The following is a 22484-nucleotide window of genomic DNA, read 5'->3' on the forward strand; positions in this document are numbered from 1 at the left end:
TATTCTATTTAATGACTTTTACGTCATCACCATTTTGTTTCAAGAAAAATATATCGGATATTGCCTCTCCGTTACCTTTTTCACCACCAATAATAAGCATTCCATCTTTCCACGGAAGTGATACACCGTATGCAATTCCTTCCGGCAAAGAAGCAACTCTGATCCATTTATCATTTCTCAGTTGATAAATATCCTTGGAATAATGTTTTATTAAACCTTTATGAGACCAGTATAACCCTTTGTTATAATTATCAATCGCGCCAGGGAAATAAGCCCCTCCAGCGAGAGTTAAATTACCATTAATAAAAGCACCATATGCTCCAGATACACCATCAGGTACTGCAACAGAAGGAAGTTTTGACCACTCAATAGTTCTATCTTTTATATTACCAGCCCACACAGATGTTGAACGAAGACCTGGCTTACGCTCGCCTGCAAGAAGAAAAATGCGATTATTGTCGGTCACAACAGAAGAACCTGCCGTGCCAGCAAATGGTAATATTCCAAAATTCATCCAAAGATTATTATCAGGACTAAATGAAATAATCTGCTTGTTTAAAAAATAATCTTCCTCAGGTTTACTAAAGTAATTTTCATTTATTTTATCTTTTAGCGAAGTATTATTATTTGCATAATTTATATCATGAAATAATCCATTAAATATATTAGCATTCACTCCACCAAAGGATATTATTTGATCTTTATAGGCAAAAGAAATATGTCCAGCAAGACTCACAGGAGGACGGGTTAATAATTTCTCCCACTTATCCTTTTTGATATCATAAACATAAACATATTCTTGTACTTTTGTCAGGCCCGAATTATCTTTACCAATTCCACCTAAAATATAAATTTTATTATTTAAAGTAATCGCAGTTGCCTGTTCTCTTGGAACATCAGGGAAAGATGCAATTTTGACCCACTGATTATTTTCTGAATTGGCATCTATCTTATACCAATTCTGCCCCATACTTCCTAACCCAACATAAATATTATTATTTACAGCAACACCAACTCCATACTTCAATGGTTCAGGAAGATTAGGTAGAACAGAAGCATACGCACTTACATTACATATTAAAACCAATAGCAAAGTTAATATTCTCATATATTATCCTTACTTATTAAAAGTTTATAAGAACACCAATACGATAACTATTTTCGTGTAAATTATCCCGACCAAGATAGGCACCTTGCTTATCAAGATAGTCATATTCAACATATGGTGTAATAGTTGGTGAGAATTTATATTGAACAACAAATGCATTTTCTGTTGCTGTTTTTTTATGATTCCCGTATCTGAAGTTATTCGCTTTTGTATATGCTGTTGTCTGCCAAGCAAATAACCACGAATCGTTTATCCTGTATGTGAAATATCCATCAATTTGGTATTGATTATTTCTTGAGGAATTTCCATCAAGATCTGTTTGTCGAAACGCTTTCCAATCATAACGAAGACGAACACCGAGATTAATATCAGGATTGACTTGATAAGATAATTTAAGATAAGGATTGTATTGGCTACCTGCAGACATCCATTGAGTTTGGATCCCTGGGATTAAGCTCCACTTATCATTAAGTTTATATGTTTTATTTAAATCTATTTTGCTGTAATTCAGAGCAAGCAATTCATTACTATTGTCATGAATTTTATTCCAACTAGTAGATTCAAAACTCGCCCACCAACCATTGCTCCATCCATGACTAACTTGTACCAATGATTCATAAGCATGACTAGCGCTTCGATATCCTCCTCTTAAGTTTAGCGTTAAAGCCTGCGAACAAAAAGGAATGCTAAGAAGCGCTAATAATAGCGTTGATTTATATTTCATAATTACCCTTATATTTAAAATAAGATTTTTATCATATGAGATATTTCATACAGCATTGTTTTAAAATTTTTTAGCTTCAAACCAATCTAAGAATAAATATTTCCATTTTTCAGAAGGTGTTTTTTTTAATTCAGAAATACCAAAACCATGCCCTCCTTTTTCAAATAAGTGTAAATCAACAGATAATTTCTTTTTATATAACTCCATAAAGAATCGATACGAGTGGTTAAATGAAACATCCGTATCATCTATTGAGTGAATAATAAAAACTGGAGGCATCTCCTCGGGAATGTTTAATTCCGCACTATATATATTTTCTTTTGATGAATTACCTATAAGATTGAATTTACACCCCAAATGTGCAATATCTTTTTGCATAGATATCACCGGGTAAACCAATGCTAAATAATCTGGTTTTATATTTATATCCACCTTATTTAAATAACACTGAATAACCAAATTACTTGCTATATGCCCACCCGCTGAAAACCCCATGACTCCTACACTATTCAACTTAATATTTTGTTTTTCCTCCCATCGTTTTATAAATTGCAACGAATTAAATGCATCAATAAAAGGAAAAGGAAAAGAATTTATTTTAAAATCGGACATTCGATAAGATAAAATAAATGATGTATATCCTTTTGATGCAAACCATTTAGCAACAGATAATCCTTCTATACCATATACAACTCTACGATATCCTCCACCTGGAATAATGATAATACCGTGTTTATTACTTACATATGGCTGAACAACTGTTACAATAGGTTTTTTAATATTGTATAAAATAGCATTTTCACAGAAATGTTCCGTTGACTCGCTAATTGATAACAATTTATCTTTTTCTAAAAAATAATGTTTTATTGTATATTCTTTGAATTTAAGCAGTATATTTCCTTTCATCATAGACCTGCTTTATATATCTATTTTTTGTTTATTCTTTTTAGCTCCATAAAAAGGTTTTCCATCGACTGTATCGAACTCTAAAGCAACCTCTGGATTAATCCAGCGTTGAACTCTTGATGGCATATCAAATCCAATAAGAATCAATACAACAAATGTTAAAATAAACGCAAGAGAACACATTGCGGTTCCTAAACTAAATTGTGATGCGAGCATTGCGCCTAATATAGGTGCACAAGCCCCACCCAAAGAACCGACATTATAGATAAACCCTAAACTTGCAGCTCGTTGTTCCACTTCAAAATAGCCACTAATAATTTTAGGTACCAGAGCACCGATACCCTGACCAAATACCTGTTGAGTGAATATAAGCAGACCGAGTAACCATACATATTCCCTATCTACTAAAAAAACTGGAATTATGACAAGTTGCCCAATAAGAAGAGAAATCACATATGCTTTACGGGTTCCCCACCAATCCCCCATAAATCCGCCAATACAACTTCCAACAGCAGAACCAAAGCCAGCTAATGTAAATATCAACGCAACAGTTTCAGGTGAATACTGCATATCAACCTTCAACCACGTTGGCAGAAACGCCTGTAGTGGCCATCCATAAAGGAAGCAAAACATCACGACTAACATTAGCATGACACCTGTTGGCCAACGTTTTCCCATACTCTGGCAGATAAAGCTAATAAACACCCCAGCACAGCACAATGCCATTATCGTAATTAATAACGCGTTTGCAGTTACACCTGAAAAACAGACATAAAGACAGGTAAATGCAACACCAGACAATAAGATGTTTTTATACTTATTTTTTTCTTTGTATAAAATATCAATCATTGTTCTTATAGGTTTATTTTCAGCCTGACGTTTTTTCCAGTCATCTGATTCTGGTAAATTTTTTCTGAGATAAAATGCAAAGAAAATTGGTATAATTCCAACAAAGAAAAGAGAGCGCCATCCCCATTCAGGAACAATTAAGCTATAAACCTGAGCAGCAAGCCCTCCTCCGATTGAAAACCCCGATATCAAAAAACCACTTGCTTTATTTCTTAACCTGACTGGCCAACTTTCAATAACATATGTGACACTAGAACCATACTCTCCAGCCATTCCAAGCCCAATAACAATACGGGCAATAAACATAACTGTATAGCCAGGTGCTAAACCGCAAGCTAAAGTACCAAGAGAGAAAAGGACAATACTTAAAACCATTGCCATTTTCCGCCCCCACTTATCAGAAAGCGCCCCTATAACCAGCCCACCAAACCATCTAGATATAAATGCAGCAGAGATTAAACTGGCAGCTTCAACTGTTGTCAGTCCAAACTCATGTTGAACCTCTGTAAGAACCAAAGAAATTAATACAAAATCAAAGCCATCAAGTAAATATCCAGTCCATGCTGCTGCAAATATTTTCCATTGTCGAGGCGAGAGATGTTTATACCAAACCTTTTTTTGCATATCAGATTCCATATATGACCCCATATAAATATATAAATGAATAAGGAAGTATATTAAGTTCAAAATATTATTTATTAATCACCTTTAGAGTAGGCTCATTCCATTTAACAAAAACAATAAAATGAGCCTTCATAATAATAAGGATTAATAGCTATTTTTTTCTTCCAATAATTTTCTAGCCAAGATATTTAATTCAGGAAGATATTTTTCATCAACAGGAGAGAATGGCGATCTGCATACAGGATAATTAATTACCCCCATATATTTTAATAAAACTTTAATACCAGCAAGCACACCTGTTTTAATTAATGTATCAATAACTCTATTACAATCACTTTGGATTTTTTGAGCACCTAATACATCACCAGACATTAATAAAGAATATATTTTCTTATAACGCCATCCCATAATATTATAAGTACTACCAATCCCGCCATTCGCACCCGCAATTATTCCAGATGCAAATATTTCATCGAAACCATTATATAGGGTCAAACTAGGATGGGCTCTTCTGATTTGTTCCATTTGAAATAAATCCCCAGATGTTTGTTTTAATGCACATACACCTGGTAATTCAATCAACATATTCATTTGTTCTAAGGATAATCGAACACCACTTAATACTGGTATGTTATAAACTACCATAGGTAATCCATCAGCAGCATTAATAATAGATTTATAGTGCTCACAGATTTCTTGAAATGAAAATGGATAATAAAAAGGAGTCACCGCAGAGACAGCATCAAAGCCATATTTTTTAGCTGCTTTTGCTAATTCCTGACTTTCACGAGAACTAATTCCTCCAACATGTGCAATTAAAGCTAATTTTCCTTTTGCTTCTTCTGCAACAACCTCAAAAACAGCTTCTCTTTCTTTAGCATTTTGCAAAAATGCTTCCCCTGTAGAACCACCTACATATAAACCATGCATATTTTGCTCAATATTAAAGCGTACTAGGCGCCTGAGACTATCCACATCAACATTTTGTTCACTATCAAATGGAGTTGGTAATGCTGAAATAACGCCATTGAGTACTGATGTCATACTTATCTCCGAATTTATCTGTATATAGTTGCTTCTTTGTTTGCAAGGCAAAATTGGTATACCTAGTACACCAATCTATGCCTAAAAAAACCACATAAAAAAAAATATTATGTGATCTTTTTCAAATTATTTTTGCATGAAAAATAAAATATCCTTATAATTCAATTGATAACAAAGAAAACAACGTTCTAAGTATGAAGCTATATTGTTAGCTCAATGACATGAAAATTTAGTGCTCTAGATAAACATATTTTTCTTAATAGTAAATTTACTAATTAAGTGACAGAGATTAATACTATCCAATACCTAAATTTTATAAATAGTGCTCGATATAACCATTCCATCTATTTATAAAATTATTAATACAAATAAAAAAATTTAATTACACGGTACATTTAGCATAAAATTTGAATGATCCATTTATCTAAAAAAATAATAAACTCAAAAAGATAAAATAAAAAAACATTATTCGTACTAATTATTATTTTCATTTAAATCTTAAAATATTTAGTTTTTTTTATATATAAAATAAAAGCGATCTGTTTTATAACATTTATCATACAATTTAAATTCATTTAAGAAATACTCCAGATATATATCTCACTTTAATTAATACCTACCTCACAGAATATGAAATTCCCCCTAATTATCATTGACGAAATATAACTTCAGCAGTAAATATAATAAGTAATGATTATAAAAACAGTGACCATCTTTGAAGATGGCTTTTTTAATCCTCAAATTGTCTCATTTTTTAGACAAAGAGATATTACAGAAACCACGGGAGAATTTTCGTATGACTCAACAAGATACAGCAACTCATTATTCGATTGATGATATGAAAGCATTAATCGAGACAATGCAAATTTATAAAAAAGATAACAGTGGCAAGGGGATCACTCGTATTGCCTATGGCGAAGAAGATGAAGCCGCTCATCTGTATCTTGCTAGTTTAATGAAAGAAGCGGGTCTTGAAGTTTATCGTGATGGTATTGGTACACTTTATGCACGATTACCAGGACAAGATCGTTCACTACCCGCGGTAGGTACAGGATCTCATCTTGATACCGTTCCTCAAGGTGGCGCTTATGATGGAGCATTAGGTGTTATCGCAGGATTTTATGCCTTAATGCAATACAAACCACAACAACTTAAACGTGACCTTGAACTAGTTGTTTTCCGCGCAGAAGAGTCTAGTCGTTTTGGCTTTTCCTGTATTGGCAGTAAAGTATTAACAGGAAAAATAGATAAAGAACGTTGGGAACAAAATAGAGATGATGACGGCAATAACTTCTTTGAAGTGCTAAAATCTTTGGGCTATCAGCATGATAATTTTGATGATTGCTTAATCACAAAAGATCGTTTTAGTGCCTTTGTTGAGCTTCATATTGAACAAGGTAAACGCCTCGAGAATGACAAAAAAACTATTGGTATTGTCAATGGTATTGCAGCACCGACACGTTTTTCAGTTACTGTTAATGGCCATGCTGATCACTCTGGTGCAACACCAATGTATCAACGTCAAGATGCTTTAGTAGCAAGTGCAGAGATTATTACTGATATTAACCGTGCAGCATGTACTGAAGCCGTCTATGGCACAGTAGGTACAGTGGGTAAACTCAATGTTACCCCTAACTCTATGAATGTCATTCCAGGGCAAGTAAAATTTTCGGTTGATATTCGAGGTATTGATACAGAAAGTATTCAACGTGTTGTACAGCGCCTAAATAATAGTGTTGAAAAAGCAGAAAAAGATTTTGGTGTCGCTATTGATGTTCAACCGATTTCTGCTGAATCGCCAGTCAAATTAGATGATTCAATTTGCCAAGTTATTGAAAGCTTGTGCCAAAAACACGATATCAGCTATATGACAATGCTAAGTGGCGCAGGCCATGACTCAATGAATATAGCGCCACTTTATCCGACTGCAATGATCTTTACACCTTCAGTTGCTGGTATTAGTCATCACCCTGATGAATTTACCGAATTTAGTGATATTGCTGTCGCTGCAGATTTATTAGCAGAAACATTAGGCACATTAGCAAATCAATAATTACTAACTATTTGTTTTAAAAGGTTAATTGCATCATTTCCCTTGGTCGCTTTTAACCATAACTTATCAAAAAGAGATTGATATTGAAATATCGCCTCAGTTGAAGAAGTTACAGTGGCAATGCCCGTACTGACATTAGGGAATTCACCTAAGCGGAACGGGCTAACGGCTAGAGAAAGCGGTACTTTATCTTGATAAAATAATTGGAAAGTTAAAGACGGCATAGTGTCTGAAATGATTGCAATATTAAGATAACTATTTTTTTGTTCTAACTTTTCAATTAAATGAAGAATTTCATTTTTTGCCCGTTTTTTTCTTTCTTGTTGCAGTGTTTTAGTTAAATTAACCGAACCTAACATGCCAACATAAAGAAATTTCTCAATTTGTTGCTGGCTAATAAGGTTATAAATATGAGGTGAATGTAAGGACTGATGTTTCTTACGCTCTTTTAAAATAGACAAAACTTCTTGTTGTTTCTCAGACAAAAGGTTTAAAGGTGATGCCTCTGTTAACATTTCAACCAATGTTTTGTCATAACAATCTGAAGTTAATAAGTAAGAGAAAGGTTCGAAGTGGGTATAAATATGTGAAGATTGAGTTTCAAGTTGGCGCATTCGTTCAAAAAAGCCATTTGCACTTGAATAATATTCAGTATTAATGCCCAACAAACTGGTTAATGAGGTATTTAATAATCTAGCAAGATTATCAAGTGTTTCAATTTTAACAATTTCGCCTTTTTCTAACCGATATACAGCAGCACGAGAAATACCCAAGCTTTCTGCTACATCTTCAGCTTTTAATGAAGAGGCTATGCGGTAAGCACGCAAGCGATATCCAATGGATTGGTAATCTATTTTTTCTCTAGGTATGTAAGGCATATTTATAATTGGCTCCCAAATGCACAAAGTACTAGGGTAAAGTAACGGCACAATAATAAGACGTCAGTTCAGATAGTTTAAATTAAACCAAAAATAAAAAGAATCACCTTCCTCACAATGAGGTAAATAAAAGTAGTTTGCAGTAAAAAGTTAGTCTATATCAATAAACCTGCTTTTAGCAGGTAACCTCACCAGGGTTAAAGTAGTAAAAATTAACAATAAAAAAACAAAAAGTGCTGTTAATGGATATAACAGCACTTTTTTATTATTCATTAACTCACATTTATTAATCCATAAAAGATCAATCAAACACATATAAGTTGCTCATTAAATGAGCCCACGATGTAAATGCATAAATAAAAAATCATACAATATCATTATTATATAATAATAAAGTTTATCTTCTTTCACTCTAACACTAATTCACAAGATTAATTAACTTCAAAATAATTTAAAATATTTCTTTTTTGAAAGGCATTTAGCCGGTTATCGATAAACTACCCGCCGCTCAAAAAAATAAAGGAGTATTAATCATGAATAAGTATTCAAAAAATATATCACCTAATTTTCATTACATTTACAACATAATGAAAATAAACGAAAAATATAATAAATGGGATAATTATAATATCGAAAAAGGTTATACTGAAATAACCTATAGCTTTCCTAACTGGTCTGCATTAAGAGGTAATAAATATAAAACAATTACAACATTTACAGAAAAAGGAAAAGATTTAGTTAGAGAAAAACTCCAACAATGGGAAGATGTTGCAAATATTAAATTTATTGAAGTAAGTGGGGAACAAGATACAGACATTAAATTTGGTCTGTATAATAATATTAATGAACTTGGAGGTTACTCAAGCTATACAACAAAAGGATTTGCCTATAAACCAAACAGTTTAGAAAAAAATAATAAAATAATAAAAAATAAAATAGAGAAAGTTGAAGATTATAGTTTTAGTGGACAAGTTTGGATAAATATTTCAGACATGAATGTCATTGAATACATAAGTAAATCAACAATAACCCCTGAACAAAAAATAAGAGTAAATCAATTTAATTCTAAAAATAATAATATTGATTATATAGTTGATGAAAACAATAGCTATTATTTTCTACTAAAAAATAATAATGCTCGGGCTCATATTGATAATACAGAAAATGTACTTAAAGAAGGCTCTAATATACAGCGAGTAATTAATCATGAATTAGGACATGCTCTTGGTTTAAATCATACATTTACTAATAAAAACACAACTAACCATGCAGAAAACACCACTAAATACTCAATAATGGCATATAATTATCCTGAATTTAAAGATGCTGATTTTAAAGGCATGACTCCATTAACCCTTCAGTTAATGGATATTTACGCTATTCAAGAAACATATGGACAGAATAAAGCTACACGCATTGGTAATACCATTTATGGTTTTAATTCTAATACAAAAAAAGATTGTTATTCATTAAAAACATCTGAAGATAAACTTATTACATGTATTTGGGATGCTGGTGGCATAGATACATTAGATTTTTCAAAATATAACGTTAATCAAAAAATAGATCTGAATGAAGGGAGTTTTTCTGATGTAGGAGGATTACGTGCAAATATATCTATTGCCTATGATACTGTTATTGAAAACGCAATAGGAGGTAGTCAAACAGATATCATATCTGGGAATAATGCTAATAACAGCCTATTTGGTGAACTTGGTGATGACACTTTATACGGTAAAAGAGGTAATGATATCTTATATGGTGGAGAAGGAAATGATTATCTTTATGGAGAAGAAGGCAATGATTACTTATATGGAGAACAAGGAAATGATTCTCTGATAGGTTCCGCTGGCAACGATTACTTATATGGTGGGCAAGGAAATGATTATCTTTGGGATCACGAAGGGAATAATACTCTTGATGGTGGATTAGGTAATGATATTTTACTTAGTTCTGAAGGGGATGATGTACTTAATGGGGGAGAAGGCAATGATTATTTAGATGCAGGGATGGGTAATAACAAATTAACAGGTGGTACAGGTTATGATACCTTTAGTTTCAATATTAAAGATAATAATTCTTCAAATTTAATTACTGATTTTGAATCAAGTATTGATAAAATCTTTTTTTATGAAAAAACAGATAATGGTAATATTATAAAGAACATTAATATTGTTAATTCAAATTATCTAAATAATGATGAAGGAAATCTTCATTATGACAATATTAATAACATTACAAAGTTAAAAATAAACACAGCAGATAAATTAACGCCTAAATATTTAAATATTGAACTCGTCGGAAAATACGAACATGAAGATTTATTCTGTTAATTAAAATATCGCTATTACTTCCTATATTACTTGATAATAAATTATCAAGTAATATATTAAACACTTTTAGTTATAAGAATATTCCATAAAAGAATAGAAAGTCTTATTTAAAATAATAATAACAATAAAAAAAATCGCCACAGAAAAAGTAACTTTAGATTTATTTACATCATTAAATTATTCTGACTTAAAACACCCCTGACTTCACAATTATTTAAAATCATATTTTACCCCTCTAGATTAATATCAATAAATGTCTATCTTTATTATTTCTGGCACTAGCCAGATAATAAAACTATTTTCAATGTGAAAATAAACTTAAATTAAACTTGATATCCGGAGGATATTATGGGTTCTTCTTTATTAAAAAAAGCAGTAGGACTATCTAATGTTTCTGATTTATTAGATAAAAGTGATATTTTTTATAATTTCTCAGCTATAACTCTACGTTCTTTTAATTATGATGATGCAGGAAAACATATTGCACGTGAAAATTCCACATGGAATGGAAAGTCTGTTATTGGACAAGCGGCTGAGGTGACATATTCATTCCCAACTTGGGCGGGTAAAAAGTTTAATGATTTCGGTGATAAAGATCCCTATGGATTTAATTCAAAACAAAAAGATCATGCAAGGCAATCTTTAGATGCATGGTCTGATATTGCAAATATCAAATTTACCGAAGTAGCGCCAGATGTAAAATCAGATATTACTTTTGGTAATATTACTGATCCAAACGGCAAATTCCAAGCTTATGCAACACTACCAAACACACCTAGTTATTATGGACGTGATATTTCAGGTCAAACTTGGTTTAGTGACAATTATTATGCAGGTAATACAACACCTGAATTAGGTAATTATGGTCGTTTAACTATTATCCATGAAATTGGTCATGCACTTGGCTTAAAGCATCCTGGCGATTATAACGCAGGGCAAAATGTACCTGGTTATTTAAAATCTGATTACGCTGAAGATAGTCGCCAATATACTGTTATGAGCTATTGGGATGAAAAAGAAACTGGGGCACATTTCCAAGGTGCTTATGCTGGCGCTCCTCTACTTCATGATATTTCAGCCATGCAATACCTTTATGGCGCAAATACAACAACAAGAGTTGGTGATGATGTTTACGGTTTTAATTCAAATACAGGTATTAATTATTACACGGCAACAAGCAGTAATGATAAATTAATATTCTCAGTTTGGGATAGTAGTGGTAACGATACTTTTGACTTCTCAGGATATTATCAAGATCAAGTTATTGATTTACGTGAAGGTCATTTCTCTGATGTTGGCGGACTACAGAAAAACGTTTCTATTGCACAAGGCGTTACAATAGAAAATGCAATCGGTGGCTCTGGTAATGATATTATCTATGGAAATGATGCTGATAATATTCTCATCGGTGGCAGTGGTGACGATCAACTGCATGGTGGCCGTGGTAACGACATACTGTATGGTGGCAGTGGTCAAGATATATTATGGGGCGATGATGGTAGCAATACTTTTATTTATAAAGAAATCTCCGACTCTCTAGCCTATGCTGCTGACAAGATAATGGACTTCAAATCGGGTATTGATAAGATTGATTTATCAGAATTAATCGAAAATACCTTTAGCCATAAATTCCTTAATTTTGTTGATAACTTTACAGATCGCTCGAATGAAGCAACCATTAAATATGATCAATCAGCAAACTCAAGCGAACTCACTATTAATGCTTCTGCTTATGGATATAGCCATGATTTCAAAATTGACATTATAGGATTTGTTAATTACGAAACTGACATTATTGTTTAATTTATAATTGAGTAGGAGAAAGACATTTCTCCTACCTTTCTTTTACCTATAAGGAGTTATTTTTATATTATCTTATTAAAAAAAAGATAGAGTGTTCACTCTTTATTGATAGAAAAAATGCAGTAAATAGCAATAAAACAGATAAAAATAAAATCAGGAATAACATTATGTCAGTAAGCAAAAATAATAATGAAATAACAGATATTATAAAAGAGAGAAAAAAGGTATTTCTTTCCATTGGAATATTTACAGCCTTAATAAATATTTTAATGTTAGTTCCATCCATTTATATGTTACAAGTTTACGATCGAGTATTACCTTCAGGTAATGAAATGACTTTATTAATGCTAACACTTATTATGTTAGCATTATTTATTTTTATGGGAGGGTTAGAATACTTAAGAAGTATTATTGTCATTAGAATGAGTAACAAGCTTGATTTATCTTTAAACTCAAGAATTTATACTGCTGCATATCAAGCAAAATTAAACAAAACCCCCGGAATTAATTCTTCTTTAGCATTTAATGACTTAGTGACTATTAGGCAATTTATTACAAGTCACGCCATTTTTACTTTTTTTGATTTACCATGGTTCCCTATTTACCTTCTTGTTATTGCATTATTTAATCCATGGTTAGGATTATTTGCATTGTGTGGTGCACTCGTTTTATTTTCCTTGGCAATTCTTAATGAATATTTATCTCGATCATCATTAAAAAGCGCCAATGATTTTGCTAATCAAGCACAAGTAATACAAAGTCATCATTTTGAACACCCACAGCCTATTGAAGCAATGGGAATGTTGGGTTATTTACGTAATCAATGGCAAATTACTCACTTTAAATATCTACAGGCACAAACTCACGCGAGTGATAATGCAGCTGGTGTTAATGCAATAACGAAAGTGACTCGAATGGCACTGCAATCTTTAATGCTAGGATTAGGTGGATGGTTAGCAATAGATAATACAATTAGCCCAGGAATGATGATCGCAGGATCAATACTATTAGGTCGTGCTTTAGCGCCAATTGAACAAGTTATTGCTGTATGGAAAAACTGGGATAGTAGTAAAGAAGCTTATAAAAGGTTAACCACACTATTAAAAACGTATCCTGAAGAAAATAAAAAAATGGCGCTACCGGCTCCTAAAGGTGAATTGACAGTAAATATTAATCAAGCTCAATACCCTCAAACAGAACGCACACTATTAAATAATATTCATTTTTCACTAAGTCCCAGCGATGTACTTGGCATTATTGGCCCTAGTGCTTCGGGTAAATCCTCTTTAGCTAAATTTATTGTTGGTATATGGGAAGTTAAAACTGGTGCCATACGTCTTGATAATGCAGATATATATCAATGGAATAAAAGTGAAGTTGGCCAATATATTGGATACCTTCCCCAAGAAATTGCCCTTTTCCCCGGAACAATTGCCGAAAATATTGCCCGATTTTCTGAAATAGATCCTCAAAAAGTCACTCAAGCAGCGATGATGGCAAATGTTCATGAAATGATTTTACGTTTTCCTGATGGCTATGAAACCGTTATTGGCGCTCATGGCGAAGGATTGTCAGGAGGACAACAACAACGTATAGCATTAGCTCGTGCATTGTATGGTGATCCTACTCTAGTTGTTTTAGATGAACCCAATTCTAATTTAGATGACTTAGGTATTAAGGCTTTAATACAAGCAATTCAAATACTTAAACAGAATAAAAAAACCGTCATATTAATCACACATCAAAAACAATTACTCTCAGTAACCAATAAACTCTTAGTACTGTTCGATGGTCACACCAAATTATTTGGTTCAACAACAGCAGTTATTGCAGAGTTAAATAAATCATCAGTAATCAAAAGTACACCAACAACAACGCCTATTACACAAAGCAATATTTAATATTGAGAAGACTATTATGATCACAAAAAAAAATGAAATCGATATTGTTCATGGTATTTCAGATGATCCTAGAAAATTCTTAATAATAGGATGGTCAGTTATTCTTTTAGGTCTTGCTATTTTTATTTTTTGGGCAGCCTTTGCACCTTTAGATAAAGGCGTCTCTACGAAAGGTAATGTTTCAATTTCGGGTAATAAAAAGAGTGTTCAAGCTTCAGTAGAAGGTATTATTACTGACATTTTAGTGAAGAATGGCGATAACGTAGTCGAAGGGCAAACGCTTATTCAATTAAGTCCTATTCAATCAAAAGCCTTAGTAAAATCCTTATCAGAACAATATGATAATTTACTTGTTACTCAACAACGCTTATATGCTCAATTAAATGAAAAAACAGAATTTATCCTAGATCCTAATGAAACGTATTATTCTCATTCAGAAAATTTAAATAAATTATCCCAACTACAAAATAAATTACTTAATGAAAAGTATATTGAATTACATAGTGAAATAAATGGCTACAATGCGATTATTGATGGTATTTCTAATCGCTTAGTTCATTTAAAAAAATCTACGCTAAATAAACAGCATCAAATTAATAGCCTACAAAAACAGATCAAAGATTTATACACACTTGCTAATGAGGGTTATATTCCTCGTCATCGTTATCAAGAAATTGAGCGAGAACTCGCTGAAAATAATAACCATCTTAATGATACATATGGGCAAATAAGTACATTAGAAAAACAAAAATTGGAATACCAGCAAAAAATATTGCAGCGTAATGCTAATTTTTACCAATCAGCACGTACTGAACTTAACCAAGTTCAGTTACAAATAAGTGAAACAGAAAAACAACTTATCATTGAAATAGATAAACTAAAAAAGATGCAAATTACTGCACCCATTTCGGGAATAGTAATGGATTTATCTGTTTTTACTCAAGGTGGTGTTGTAAGAACAGGTCAAACATTAATGGAAGTCGTTCCTCAAGATCATCAATTAATTATTGAGGCACGCTTAGCTCCTCACCTTATTGATAAAGTTACTCTTGGTCTTCCTGTTGATTTAATGTTTAGTGCATTCAATCAAAATACAACACCTAAAATTCCTGGAGAGGTAACATTAATCTCAGCGGATAGACTGATTGATGAAAGAACAACAGAACCTTATTACCAAGTGTTTATTAATGTTAAAGATAATAATCTTCTTACAGATGATAAAAATAAATTAAAGGCAGGAATGCCGGTTGATGTATTTATTAATACAGGTGATCGTTCATTACTAAATTATCTCTTCAAGCCTGTTTTAGATAGGATCCACACTTCATTGACGGAAGAATAATAATGCGAATAAAAAAACTCTCTATCATTTTATTTATATGGATGCTAAGTTTTCACGCTTTTGCGATCACACTTTCCGATCTCTATTTCTTAGCAATAAAAAATGACCCTACATTTAATGCTGCGATTAAAGAGCAGATTGCGGGTAAAGAGTATGAGAATATTGGGTTATCACAATTACTTCCAAGTATACATGTAAACTATCAAAATAACCCTCGAAATTGGCAACGAAAAGTTTATCCTATTAATACGAATCAAGGAGAAATAGAAAGAACAGAATATCAAAACTATCAAAGCCATTCTGTCAGTGCAATTATTAGCCAACCGCTTTTTGATTACACCGCATTTAGTGATTATAAATCATCAATAATCAAAACATTATTATCAGACAGCCGTTATCAAGTGAAATTTTCTGAGCTTGTGATCAGATTAGTGGATAATTATATAGAATTGGCTTATGCGCAGGATAAATTATTATTAAATCTTTCACAGCAAGAAATTTATAAAAAGCAACTAACATCAAGTCAGCGTTTATTCGAATTAGGTGAAGGGACAATAACTGATATTTCAGAGATCCAAACACGATTATATTTAACTCAATCTCAATATACGGATATCCAGCTTGAGTTAGATAATGCTAAAAATAAACTAAGTTCAATGATTGGCACGCCATTGCCTTACGCAGAACATATAGCGAAATTAAGTAATAATAGTTTTATATTACAACCTATCACACCCAATAATTACGAATCATGGGAAAATGAGGTTATGCAAAACAACCTCGATATTCAAACAGCCCGTTATGAAATGGCAATAGCAAAACAAGAAGTAGAAAAAAATAGAGGTGAATTTTTCCCAACAGTGCAACTCTATGCTTCTTATTCTAATAGTGATTCTGATAGCAATAATACCGTAAATCAAAAATATCAATCAGCAAACGTTGGATTTTATGTCAGCTTGCCTTTATTTAATGGTGGAAAAACAACAGCTTCAATGCGTCAATCTACTGCCTTGTATCAAATGAGTGCTTTTGAAAGAGATGCCATTATCCAACAAATCACGCAAGAATTACGTCATCAATACCAAATATGTACAACTAGTAACATTAAATTGAATGCCTATGAGCAATCTGTTTCCTCTGCAAAATTGCAATTAGATGCAACTCAAAAAAGTTATATTGGCGGGCAGAGAACAATGGTTGATGTTCTTAATGCTGAAGAATTATTATATCGTTCTCAACAAGATTTAATTAAAGCTAAATATGATTACATTCAGGCTTGGGCATTATTACATCAATATACTAATACATTAGATATTGAAAAAATAAAATTAATTGAAGGCTATTTTCAATAGAGTTGATAATTTCTTTGATAACATATATGAAGATAATTATAAAAGTCCTAGATCGTGTGTAGATATAGGACTTTTAATTATAAGCAATCGTTAATTACTTATTTTAGCTAGCGGGTATCATCACTTCTTTTTATTACCGTACAACGTTAATACACGGTGAGTAAGAGCAATTGATGCTAGACCGATAAAACACTCAGCTAGGAAAATCAGCATAAATTACCCCCATTCATAAGTACATTTTGTTTGGGCGGGGGTTCTGATAAAGTAAAGTGACTTGTCATATAATGCTTAGCTAACTCCGATTTAATGGACACATTTTAAACCTACCATTAAAACCCAAAAGAGCAAAATATATTTTTCAACAAAATCCATTTTTGGACTTTGATCACATAAAAACAACACAAAAAATCAAATCTATGTCATTTTAAAAGTTAAATTTATTTGCTCTTTTATAACCGCCTTGTAAAAAATAAATAATTTTAAAATCAGTTAATTAAAGAAAACAAATGTTAAATCACCCTGCTTTTCTACAATAGGTTTTACCTTTAACTGGCTTATAATAGATAATATCTCTTTTCGCTCTGGACGAACTAAAATAATCGCAATTCCTTGATAGTTATTCTCTTCAATTAAATTAACTAGTTGCTTAAGATCATAATATTTATTTTGTACATCAGGGTATGCTAGACCATAAGCCAACTCTCCTTTCGTCTCTGTTAAACGAATATCAGTGCGTTTTAAACCCCATGCTAAAGACGTACCAATCCCAACTTCATCTGTTAAAAGATAAGGCTTATTTGCTAGCTCACTATAATAGTGATTAATTACCTTTTCAGGAGTGCTTTTGCTTTCTACTTTATGAGGAATAGCATATCCAATTACTAGACTTAATCCTATCGAGCAAAATAAAGTCAGTAACCGTGTAGGTTTAAAGAATGAAGCAATTCCCATCACACTCCAGCATAAAAAGCCAGCAATACCCAGCAATATTTTATATTGCTCATTGGTTTCATATAACGTAAATCGTGTAGAGAAAAGTGAATAAACAATAATAGAGACACCTACAAGCCCAAAAAGTGTATTTATGATCGCATTAATATTATGAATTTTCTCATTTTGTTTATTTCTTAGTTCTTCTATGTAATGTGCAATCAAGATAGAAAGTGGCACAAAGCAAGGTAACATATAGGTTAATAACTTACCGCTAGAGGCAGAAAAAAAAGCAAAAAATAGAAATAACCAAAACGAAAAATAAAGAGTTCCTTTTTTCAATAAAATAGCTGATTTAATAGCCCCAAATAAGAATCCTAACCAAGGCAAAATACCCAAAATAATAATAGGTAAATAAAACCACATAGGTTGTGATCTTGCTGTTCCTTTTTCAACAAAGCGTTGAACATGCTCAACCCAAAAGAAATAGTGCCAATAATCAGGAGCTTGAAGCGCAACTGAAATAACCCATGGGCCAGCAATAATAAGCATAGAAATAAGCGCTATTGGTGCATAACAAAGGACTTCTTTAAAACGAGATAAGCTAATTGCAGTTACAACAAAAACTAATGCCGGTAATACAACAGCAATAAAACCTTTAGTTAAAAAACCTAATCCACAGAAAACACCAACTAAAAGATAAGCGCTGATTTTTGATTTTCTATTCTGTGCAGATAATCCACTTAAAAAATAATACATCGCAATAGTGACAAACATTGTCACAATAGGATCAAGAATATTATAGGTACCAATAGCTAATACAAGAAACGAGGATAAAAACACGACCAGTGCATTAAACGCCAAATTACGGTTATGCCAAACTAGCATCGCAGCACGATAAACAAATAAGCCAGTTAATAAAGTTGAAGTGACAACGACAATACGAACAGAAAAATTACCACCACCAAATAACCATTGTGCAATACTGTTAAGCCAATACCCCAACACTGGCTTTTCAAAATAGCGAATATCCAGCATGTAAGGTACAGACCAATCACCTGATACAAGCATTTCTCGACTAATTTCAGCATAGCGGATCTCATCTGGTTGCCAGAGTAGTCGCGTTTCGAGAGGAATGAAATAAGTTAAAAGTATAAAAATAAAAAGTAGAAACCATTTATATCTTTCTACAAAATCAACACGCATATATTCCTCGTCAAAATAAAACAATATCACTTTATACAAACCATTCACTTAGAATAGCTATCCTATAAAAGATTCAATTATTATTTATTAAATTATAATTAATTAATGTATTGCTTTATTTTTAACCAAAGATAATGAGTGTCAAAAAGCAGGATCTTCAATATTAATCAATATGATAAACTGTAATTCAGTTTGAAAGTTAAATTATGCATCATTAATCTTTTATTAGTAGCAATGAGTTTTTATCAAACGATTAATCTAATTAGTATTAAAATAAAAAAATAGAAGGTAAAACCAAACATAAACAACAGATAAACAAAAAACCAGAAGGAATTTATTCTGGTTTTTGATTGCTTTATTAAATTATATGATAATAAAGTTCTTATTTACTAAACTCTTTAAAAGCACCCATGGTGTTAGACGCATACATAACTGAAGGGCCTCCGCCCATATAAATAGCAACACCTAATGCTTCAGCGAGTTCTTGTTCTGTTGTACCGAGCTCTACAAGTGTTTTTGTATGAAAACCAATACAACCATCACAACGATTTGCAACAGCAATCGCAATAGCGATCAATTCCTTCGTTTTTGCATCTAAAGCACCTTCTTTACCACCCGCTTTTGTCGTGCTCATAAAAGCTTTCATTACGTCTGGAATATTTTGAGACAATGTCCCCATGTTGCTGGCAATGTCTGTTACTATTTCTTTGTACTTGCTCATTTTTGATCCCTTACAATATATTTATTTATATAATATAAAAACATAATATCAAATTATATAATCTAAGCAAGTCAATTTAATCTAAGGTGATCTTTTCTATTATGATAGTTACCGAAAAAGAGGTTTAAAGTGTCTATTTTAGATGAGTGGGCTGAACGCCATATCGAAAAAGCATTACAAAAAGGAGAACTTTCGTCACTTAAAGGCGAAGGAAAACCGTTGATCATTGATGATAATAGCCATGTTCCAGAGTCATTGAGAGCAAGCTATCATTTATTAAAAAATGCAGGTTTTTTACCCCCTGAAATGCAAGATAGAAAAGAAGCCTTATCTCTAGCTGAGATCCTAAGCACACTAAATGGAACAGGAACAGAACACGAATCACTGCAAAAACGTTTGGCATTACTTGAGTTGAAATTGCAACAGGCAGGCTTAAATACTCAATTTTTACATGCAGACTATGCTACACAACTAACAGAAAAATTGGCAAATCATAAAAAAGAAACCGATCAAAAAGAATGAAATTTCAAAATAGAAAAAGCTTATACATCCTTGTATAAGCTTTTTTCATCGCAGAAAATTAACCTGCTGTTGGAGAATAGTACGTTGGTGAACCTGGCCCTACAGGTAAGTTAAATACAAATACCCATAAGTAGAATAATAATGACCAACCAATTAAGAAAATAATGGAATATGGCAACATCATAGAGATCATCGTGCCAATGCCTGTGTCTTTCTTATATTTTGTTGCAACGGCTAATATCAAACCAAAATAACTCATCATTGGTGTAATGATATTAGTGACAGAATCTCCTATTCGATAGGCTGCTTGGATTGTCTCTGGTGCATAACCTGCAAGCATTAACATTGGTACAAAGATAGGTGCGGTTACCGCCCATTGTGCTGATGCTGAACCAATCATTAAGTTAATAAATGCACAGATTAAAATAAACCCTAAGAACAGTAATCCACTTGGCATATCAATGCTATTAAGTAGTGCTGCACCCTTAACAGCAATAACCTGACCGATATTTGTCCAACCAAAGAACGCAACAAACTGAGCCGCAAAGAAAATAATCACTAAATAGAGCCCAAGCGTACTCATCGAATTCGCCATAGCATCAACGATATCTTTATCTGTACGCATTGTCTTAGCAATCCATCCATAAACAATACCCGGAATTGCAAAGAATAAGAAAATAAAGACAACAATAGATTTTAAGAAAGGAGAATTACCAATTAGCCCTGTCTCTTGGTTTCTCAATATGCCGTTTTCAGGAACAACCGTTAGCGCTAAAATCGCCCCCATAATAATAAAGGTTCCTGTTGCCGCCCATAATGCTCTTTTTTCTAGTGGTGTAACTTCAGCAGCATTCCTTAAATCATTTTCTTCATCATCAAGTTCATTACCGTTATAAGGCCCTAGTTGAGGCTCAACGATTTTTTCTGTAATGAAGTAACCTAAGAAAGTAATAAGGAATGTACTGACAAACATAAAGTACCAGTTTGCTTCAGCACCAACGATATAAGTTGGATCTATAATGCGCGCTGCTTGCTGCGTAATACCTGATAATAATGGATCTATCGTCCCTAAAAGTAAGTTAGCAGAATAACCACCAGAAACCCCTGCAAATGCAGCCGCTAAACCAGCAAGAGGATGCCGTCCTAACGAATGGAAGATAATTGCTGATAACGGTATTAGTACAACATAACCTAATTCAGCCGCAGTATTAGACATAATACCGGCAAAAACAATTGCCATAGTGGTCATTTTACGTGGCGCTTTCATTACCACTAAACGCATAACCGCAGATAATAAACCTGCACGTTCAGCAATACCGACACCTAATAACGCCACCAGCACCGTACCTAATGGTGCAAACCCTGTAAAGTTTGTGACAATATTTGCCAATATACGACGAATACCATCTGCATCTAGCAGACTAATAATGTGAATATAGCCATCTTCTGCGCGTCCTTTGGCACCTTCTGGTCGGGGATCTTGTACCGTAACACCGAAGTATTCACCAACTGCAGAAGAGACAAGTAAAATAGCAATTAAAATAATAAATAAAATAACGGGATGGGGTAGCGCATTTCCAAGCCATTCCACTGTGCGTAGAAAGCGACTGCCTCCCTGTTTTTTTGTTTGCATCATTTATCCTTTTTATAAAAAAAACAGAAAATGCACAGTACACAACCCTTTTTATTATGACTATCTGTTAATCCTATTTATAATCACATTATTTTAGATAAATATCAGTGTAAAATTATCAAATTAAATATTTTTTATGTTAATAAACAATAAAATAAAAGAAATTAATACAATTACAGATCACTTACATTAAAATTAATTTATAATATCTAAAATTAAAAAATGTGCATAAGGTAACATTTTTTAACATATTTGTGATTATTTATTAACCCGCGATAGATAAAAATACCTTAAATTAATAATCAGAAATGATTAAATACTCAGGTAAACCTGATAGTAACGGTTGTAATTACTATAAAAGAAAAAACAATGACGAATAAATGGTCAAATTAGGTTAAAACTTTAGATTATTTGTAACATTTGCAAGTGATTTTGCAGTAGATATTGAACGTATTATTATACATAGAATAAAGAATTGCTGGTCTAAAAAAGAAAATTAGAAATCGTAAAATAGATATAAAAAAAACTATGTCGTAGATATTTTAAAGATAAAAA

16 protein-coding genes are annotated in these 22484 nt (G+C 32.4%); 7 read left to right on the forward strand and 9 right to left on the reverse strand.

Annotated elements, in window-relative coordinates; genetic code table 11:
* Positions 1-4 precede the first annotated feature (4 nt).
* The 5 genes from DK858_RS08275 to nanA form a co-directional block, all read right to left on the reverse strand.
* Positions 5-1108, reverse strand: a complete 1104-nt coding sequence (locus DK858_RS08275; protein WP_109397000.1) for an N-acetylneuraminate epimerase — start codon at positions 1106-1108, stop codon at positions 5-7.
* Positions 1109-1124: 16 nt separating this feature from the next.
* On the reverse strand, positions 1125-1832 hold the full coding sequence (locus tag DK858_RS08280; RefSeq protein WP_109397001.1) for an oligogalacturonate-specific porin KdgM family protein: 708 nt from the start codon (positions 1830-1832) through the stop codon (positions 1125-1127).
* A 60-nt stretch (positions 1833-1892) separates the two neighbouring features.
* Positions 1893-2738 carry an alpha/beta hydrolase gene (locus tag DK858_RS08285; protein ID WP_162556468.1) on the reverse strand — a complete coding sequence of 282 codons (846 nt, stop codon included), beginning with the start codon at positions 2736-2738 and terminating at the stop codon, positions 1893-1895.
* Between the two features lie 12 nt (positions 2739-2750).
* Complete coding sequence (locus DK858_RS08290) at positions 2751-4223, reverse strand: MFS transporter (RefSeq protein ID WP_162556466.1); 1473 nt, start codon at positions 4221-4223, stop codon at positions 2751-2753.
* Between the two features lie 132 nt (positions 4224-4355).
* Positions 4356-5255: an N-acetylneuraminate lyase gene (nanA, locus tag DK858_RS08295; protein ID WP_109397004.1), complete on the reverse strand. Its 900-nt coding sequence runs from the start codon at positions 5253-5255 to the stop codon at positions 4356-4358.
* 796 nt (positions 5256-6051) lie between these two features.
* Here nanA and DK858_RS08300 point away from each other — a divergent pair.
* Complete coding sequence (locus DK858_RS08300) at positions 6052-7308, forward strand: Zn-dependent hydrolase (RefSeq protein ID WP_109397005.1); 1257 nt, start codon at positions 6052-6054, stop codon at positions 7306-7308.
* Here the strand turns inward: DK858_RS08300 and DK858_RS08305 are convergent.
* Entirely contained in the window at positions 7302-8186 is an 885-nt protein-coding gene (locus tag DK858_RS08305; protein ID WP_109397006.1) for a helix-turn-helix domain-containing protein, read from the reverse strand. The genes DK858_RS08300 and DK858_RS08305 overlap by 7 nt on opposite strands.
* Positions 8187-8719: 533 nt before the next feature.
* Between DK858_RS08305 and DK858_RS18440 the strand changes: the two genes are divergently transcribed.
* The 5 genes from DK858_RS18440 to DK858_RS08330 all read left to right on the forward strand — a co-directional run bounded on the left by DK858_RS18440 (position 8720) and on the right by DK858_RS08330 (position 16917).
* Entirely contained in the window at positions 8720-10519 is a 1800-nt protein-coding gene (locus DK858_RS18440) for a M10 family metallopeptidase C-terminal domain-containing protein (RefSeq protein WP_109397007.1), read from the forward strand.
* Positions 10520-10867: 348 nt separating this feature from the next.
* On the forward strand, positions 10868-12322 hold the full coding sequence (locus tag DK858_RS08315; RefSeq protein WP_109397008.1) for a serralysin family metalloprotease: 1455 nt from the start codon (positions 10868-10870) through the stop codon (positions 12320-12322).
* A gap of 167 nt (positions 12323-12489) precedes the next feature.
* The gene (locus DK858_RS08320; RefSeq protein ID WP_109397009.1) at positions 12490-14223 is read left to right on the forward strand and encodes a type I secretion system permease/ATPase; all 1734 of its coding nucleotides are present in this window, start codon (positions 12490-12492) and stop codon (positions 14221-14223) included.
* Positions 14224-14239: 16 nt separating this feature from the next.
* Positions 14240-15565 (forward strand): HlyD family type I secretion periplasmic adaptor subunit, encoded by a 1326-nt coding sequence (locus DK858_RS08325; protein ID WP_109397010.1) that lies wholly within the window; start codon positions 14240-14242, stop codon positions 15563-15565.
* 2 nt (positions 15566-15567) lie between these two features.
* Complete coding sequence (locus DK858_RS08330) at positions 15568-16917, forward strand: TolC family outer membrane protein (protein ID WP_228407247.1); 1350 nt, start codon at positions 15568-15570, stop codon at positions 16915-16917.
* A gap of 489 nt (positions 16918-17406) precedes the next feature.
* Here the strand turns inward: DK858_RS08330 and arnT are convergent, their stop codons facing one another.
* Both arnT and DK858_RS08340 read right to left on the reverse strand, forming a co-directional pair.
* Positions 17407-19053 carry a lipid IV(A) 4-amino-4-deoxy-L-arabinosyltransferase gene (arnT, locus tag DK858_RS08335; protein WP_109397012.1) on the reverse strand — a complete coding sequence of 549 codons (1647 nt, stop codon included), beginning with the start codon at positions 19051-19053 and terminating at the stop codon, positions 17407-17409.
* Between the two features lie 382 nt (positions 19054-19435).
* Positions 19436-19774 carry a carboxymuconolactone decarboxylase family protein gene (locus DK858_RS08340; RefSeq protein WP_109397013.1) on the reverse strand — a complete coding sequence of 113 codons (339 nt, stop codon included), beginning with the start codon at positions 19772-19774 and terminating at the stop codon, positions 19436-19438.
* Between the two features lie 129 nt (positions 19775-19903).
* Between DK858_RS08340 and DK858_RS08345 the strand changes: the two genes are divergently transcribed.
* Positions 19904-20296: a DnaJ family domain-containing protein gene (locus DK858_RS08345; RefSeq protein WP_109397014.1), complete on the forward strand. Its 393-nt coding sequence runs from the start codon at positions 19904-19906 to the stop codon at positions 20294-20296.
* A gap of 58 nt (positions 20297-20354) precedes the next feature.
* Here DK858_RS08345 and DK858_RS08350 read toward each other — a convergent pair whose 3' ends face one another.
* A complete protein-coding gene (locus DK858_RS08350) occupies positions 20355-21929 on the reverse strand; it encodes an AbgT family transporter (protein WP_109397015.1) in 1575 nt (524 codons plus the stop codon).
* Positions 21930-22484: the final 555 nt, after the last annotated feature.

The sequence above is a fragment of the Proteus faecis genome (genome assembly GCF_003144395.1).
In the GTDB taxonomy this organism is placed as follows: Bacteria; Pseudomonadota; Gammaproteobacteria; order Enterobacterales; family Enterobacteriaceae; genus Proteus; species Proteus faecis.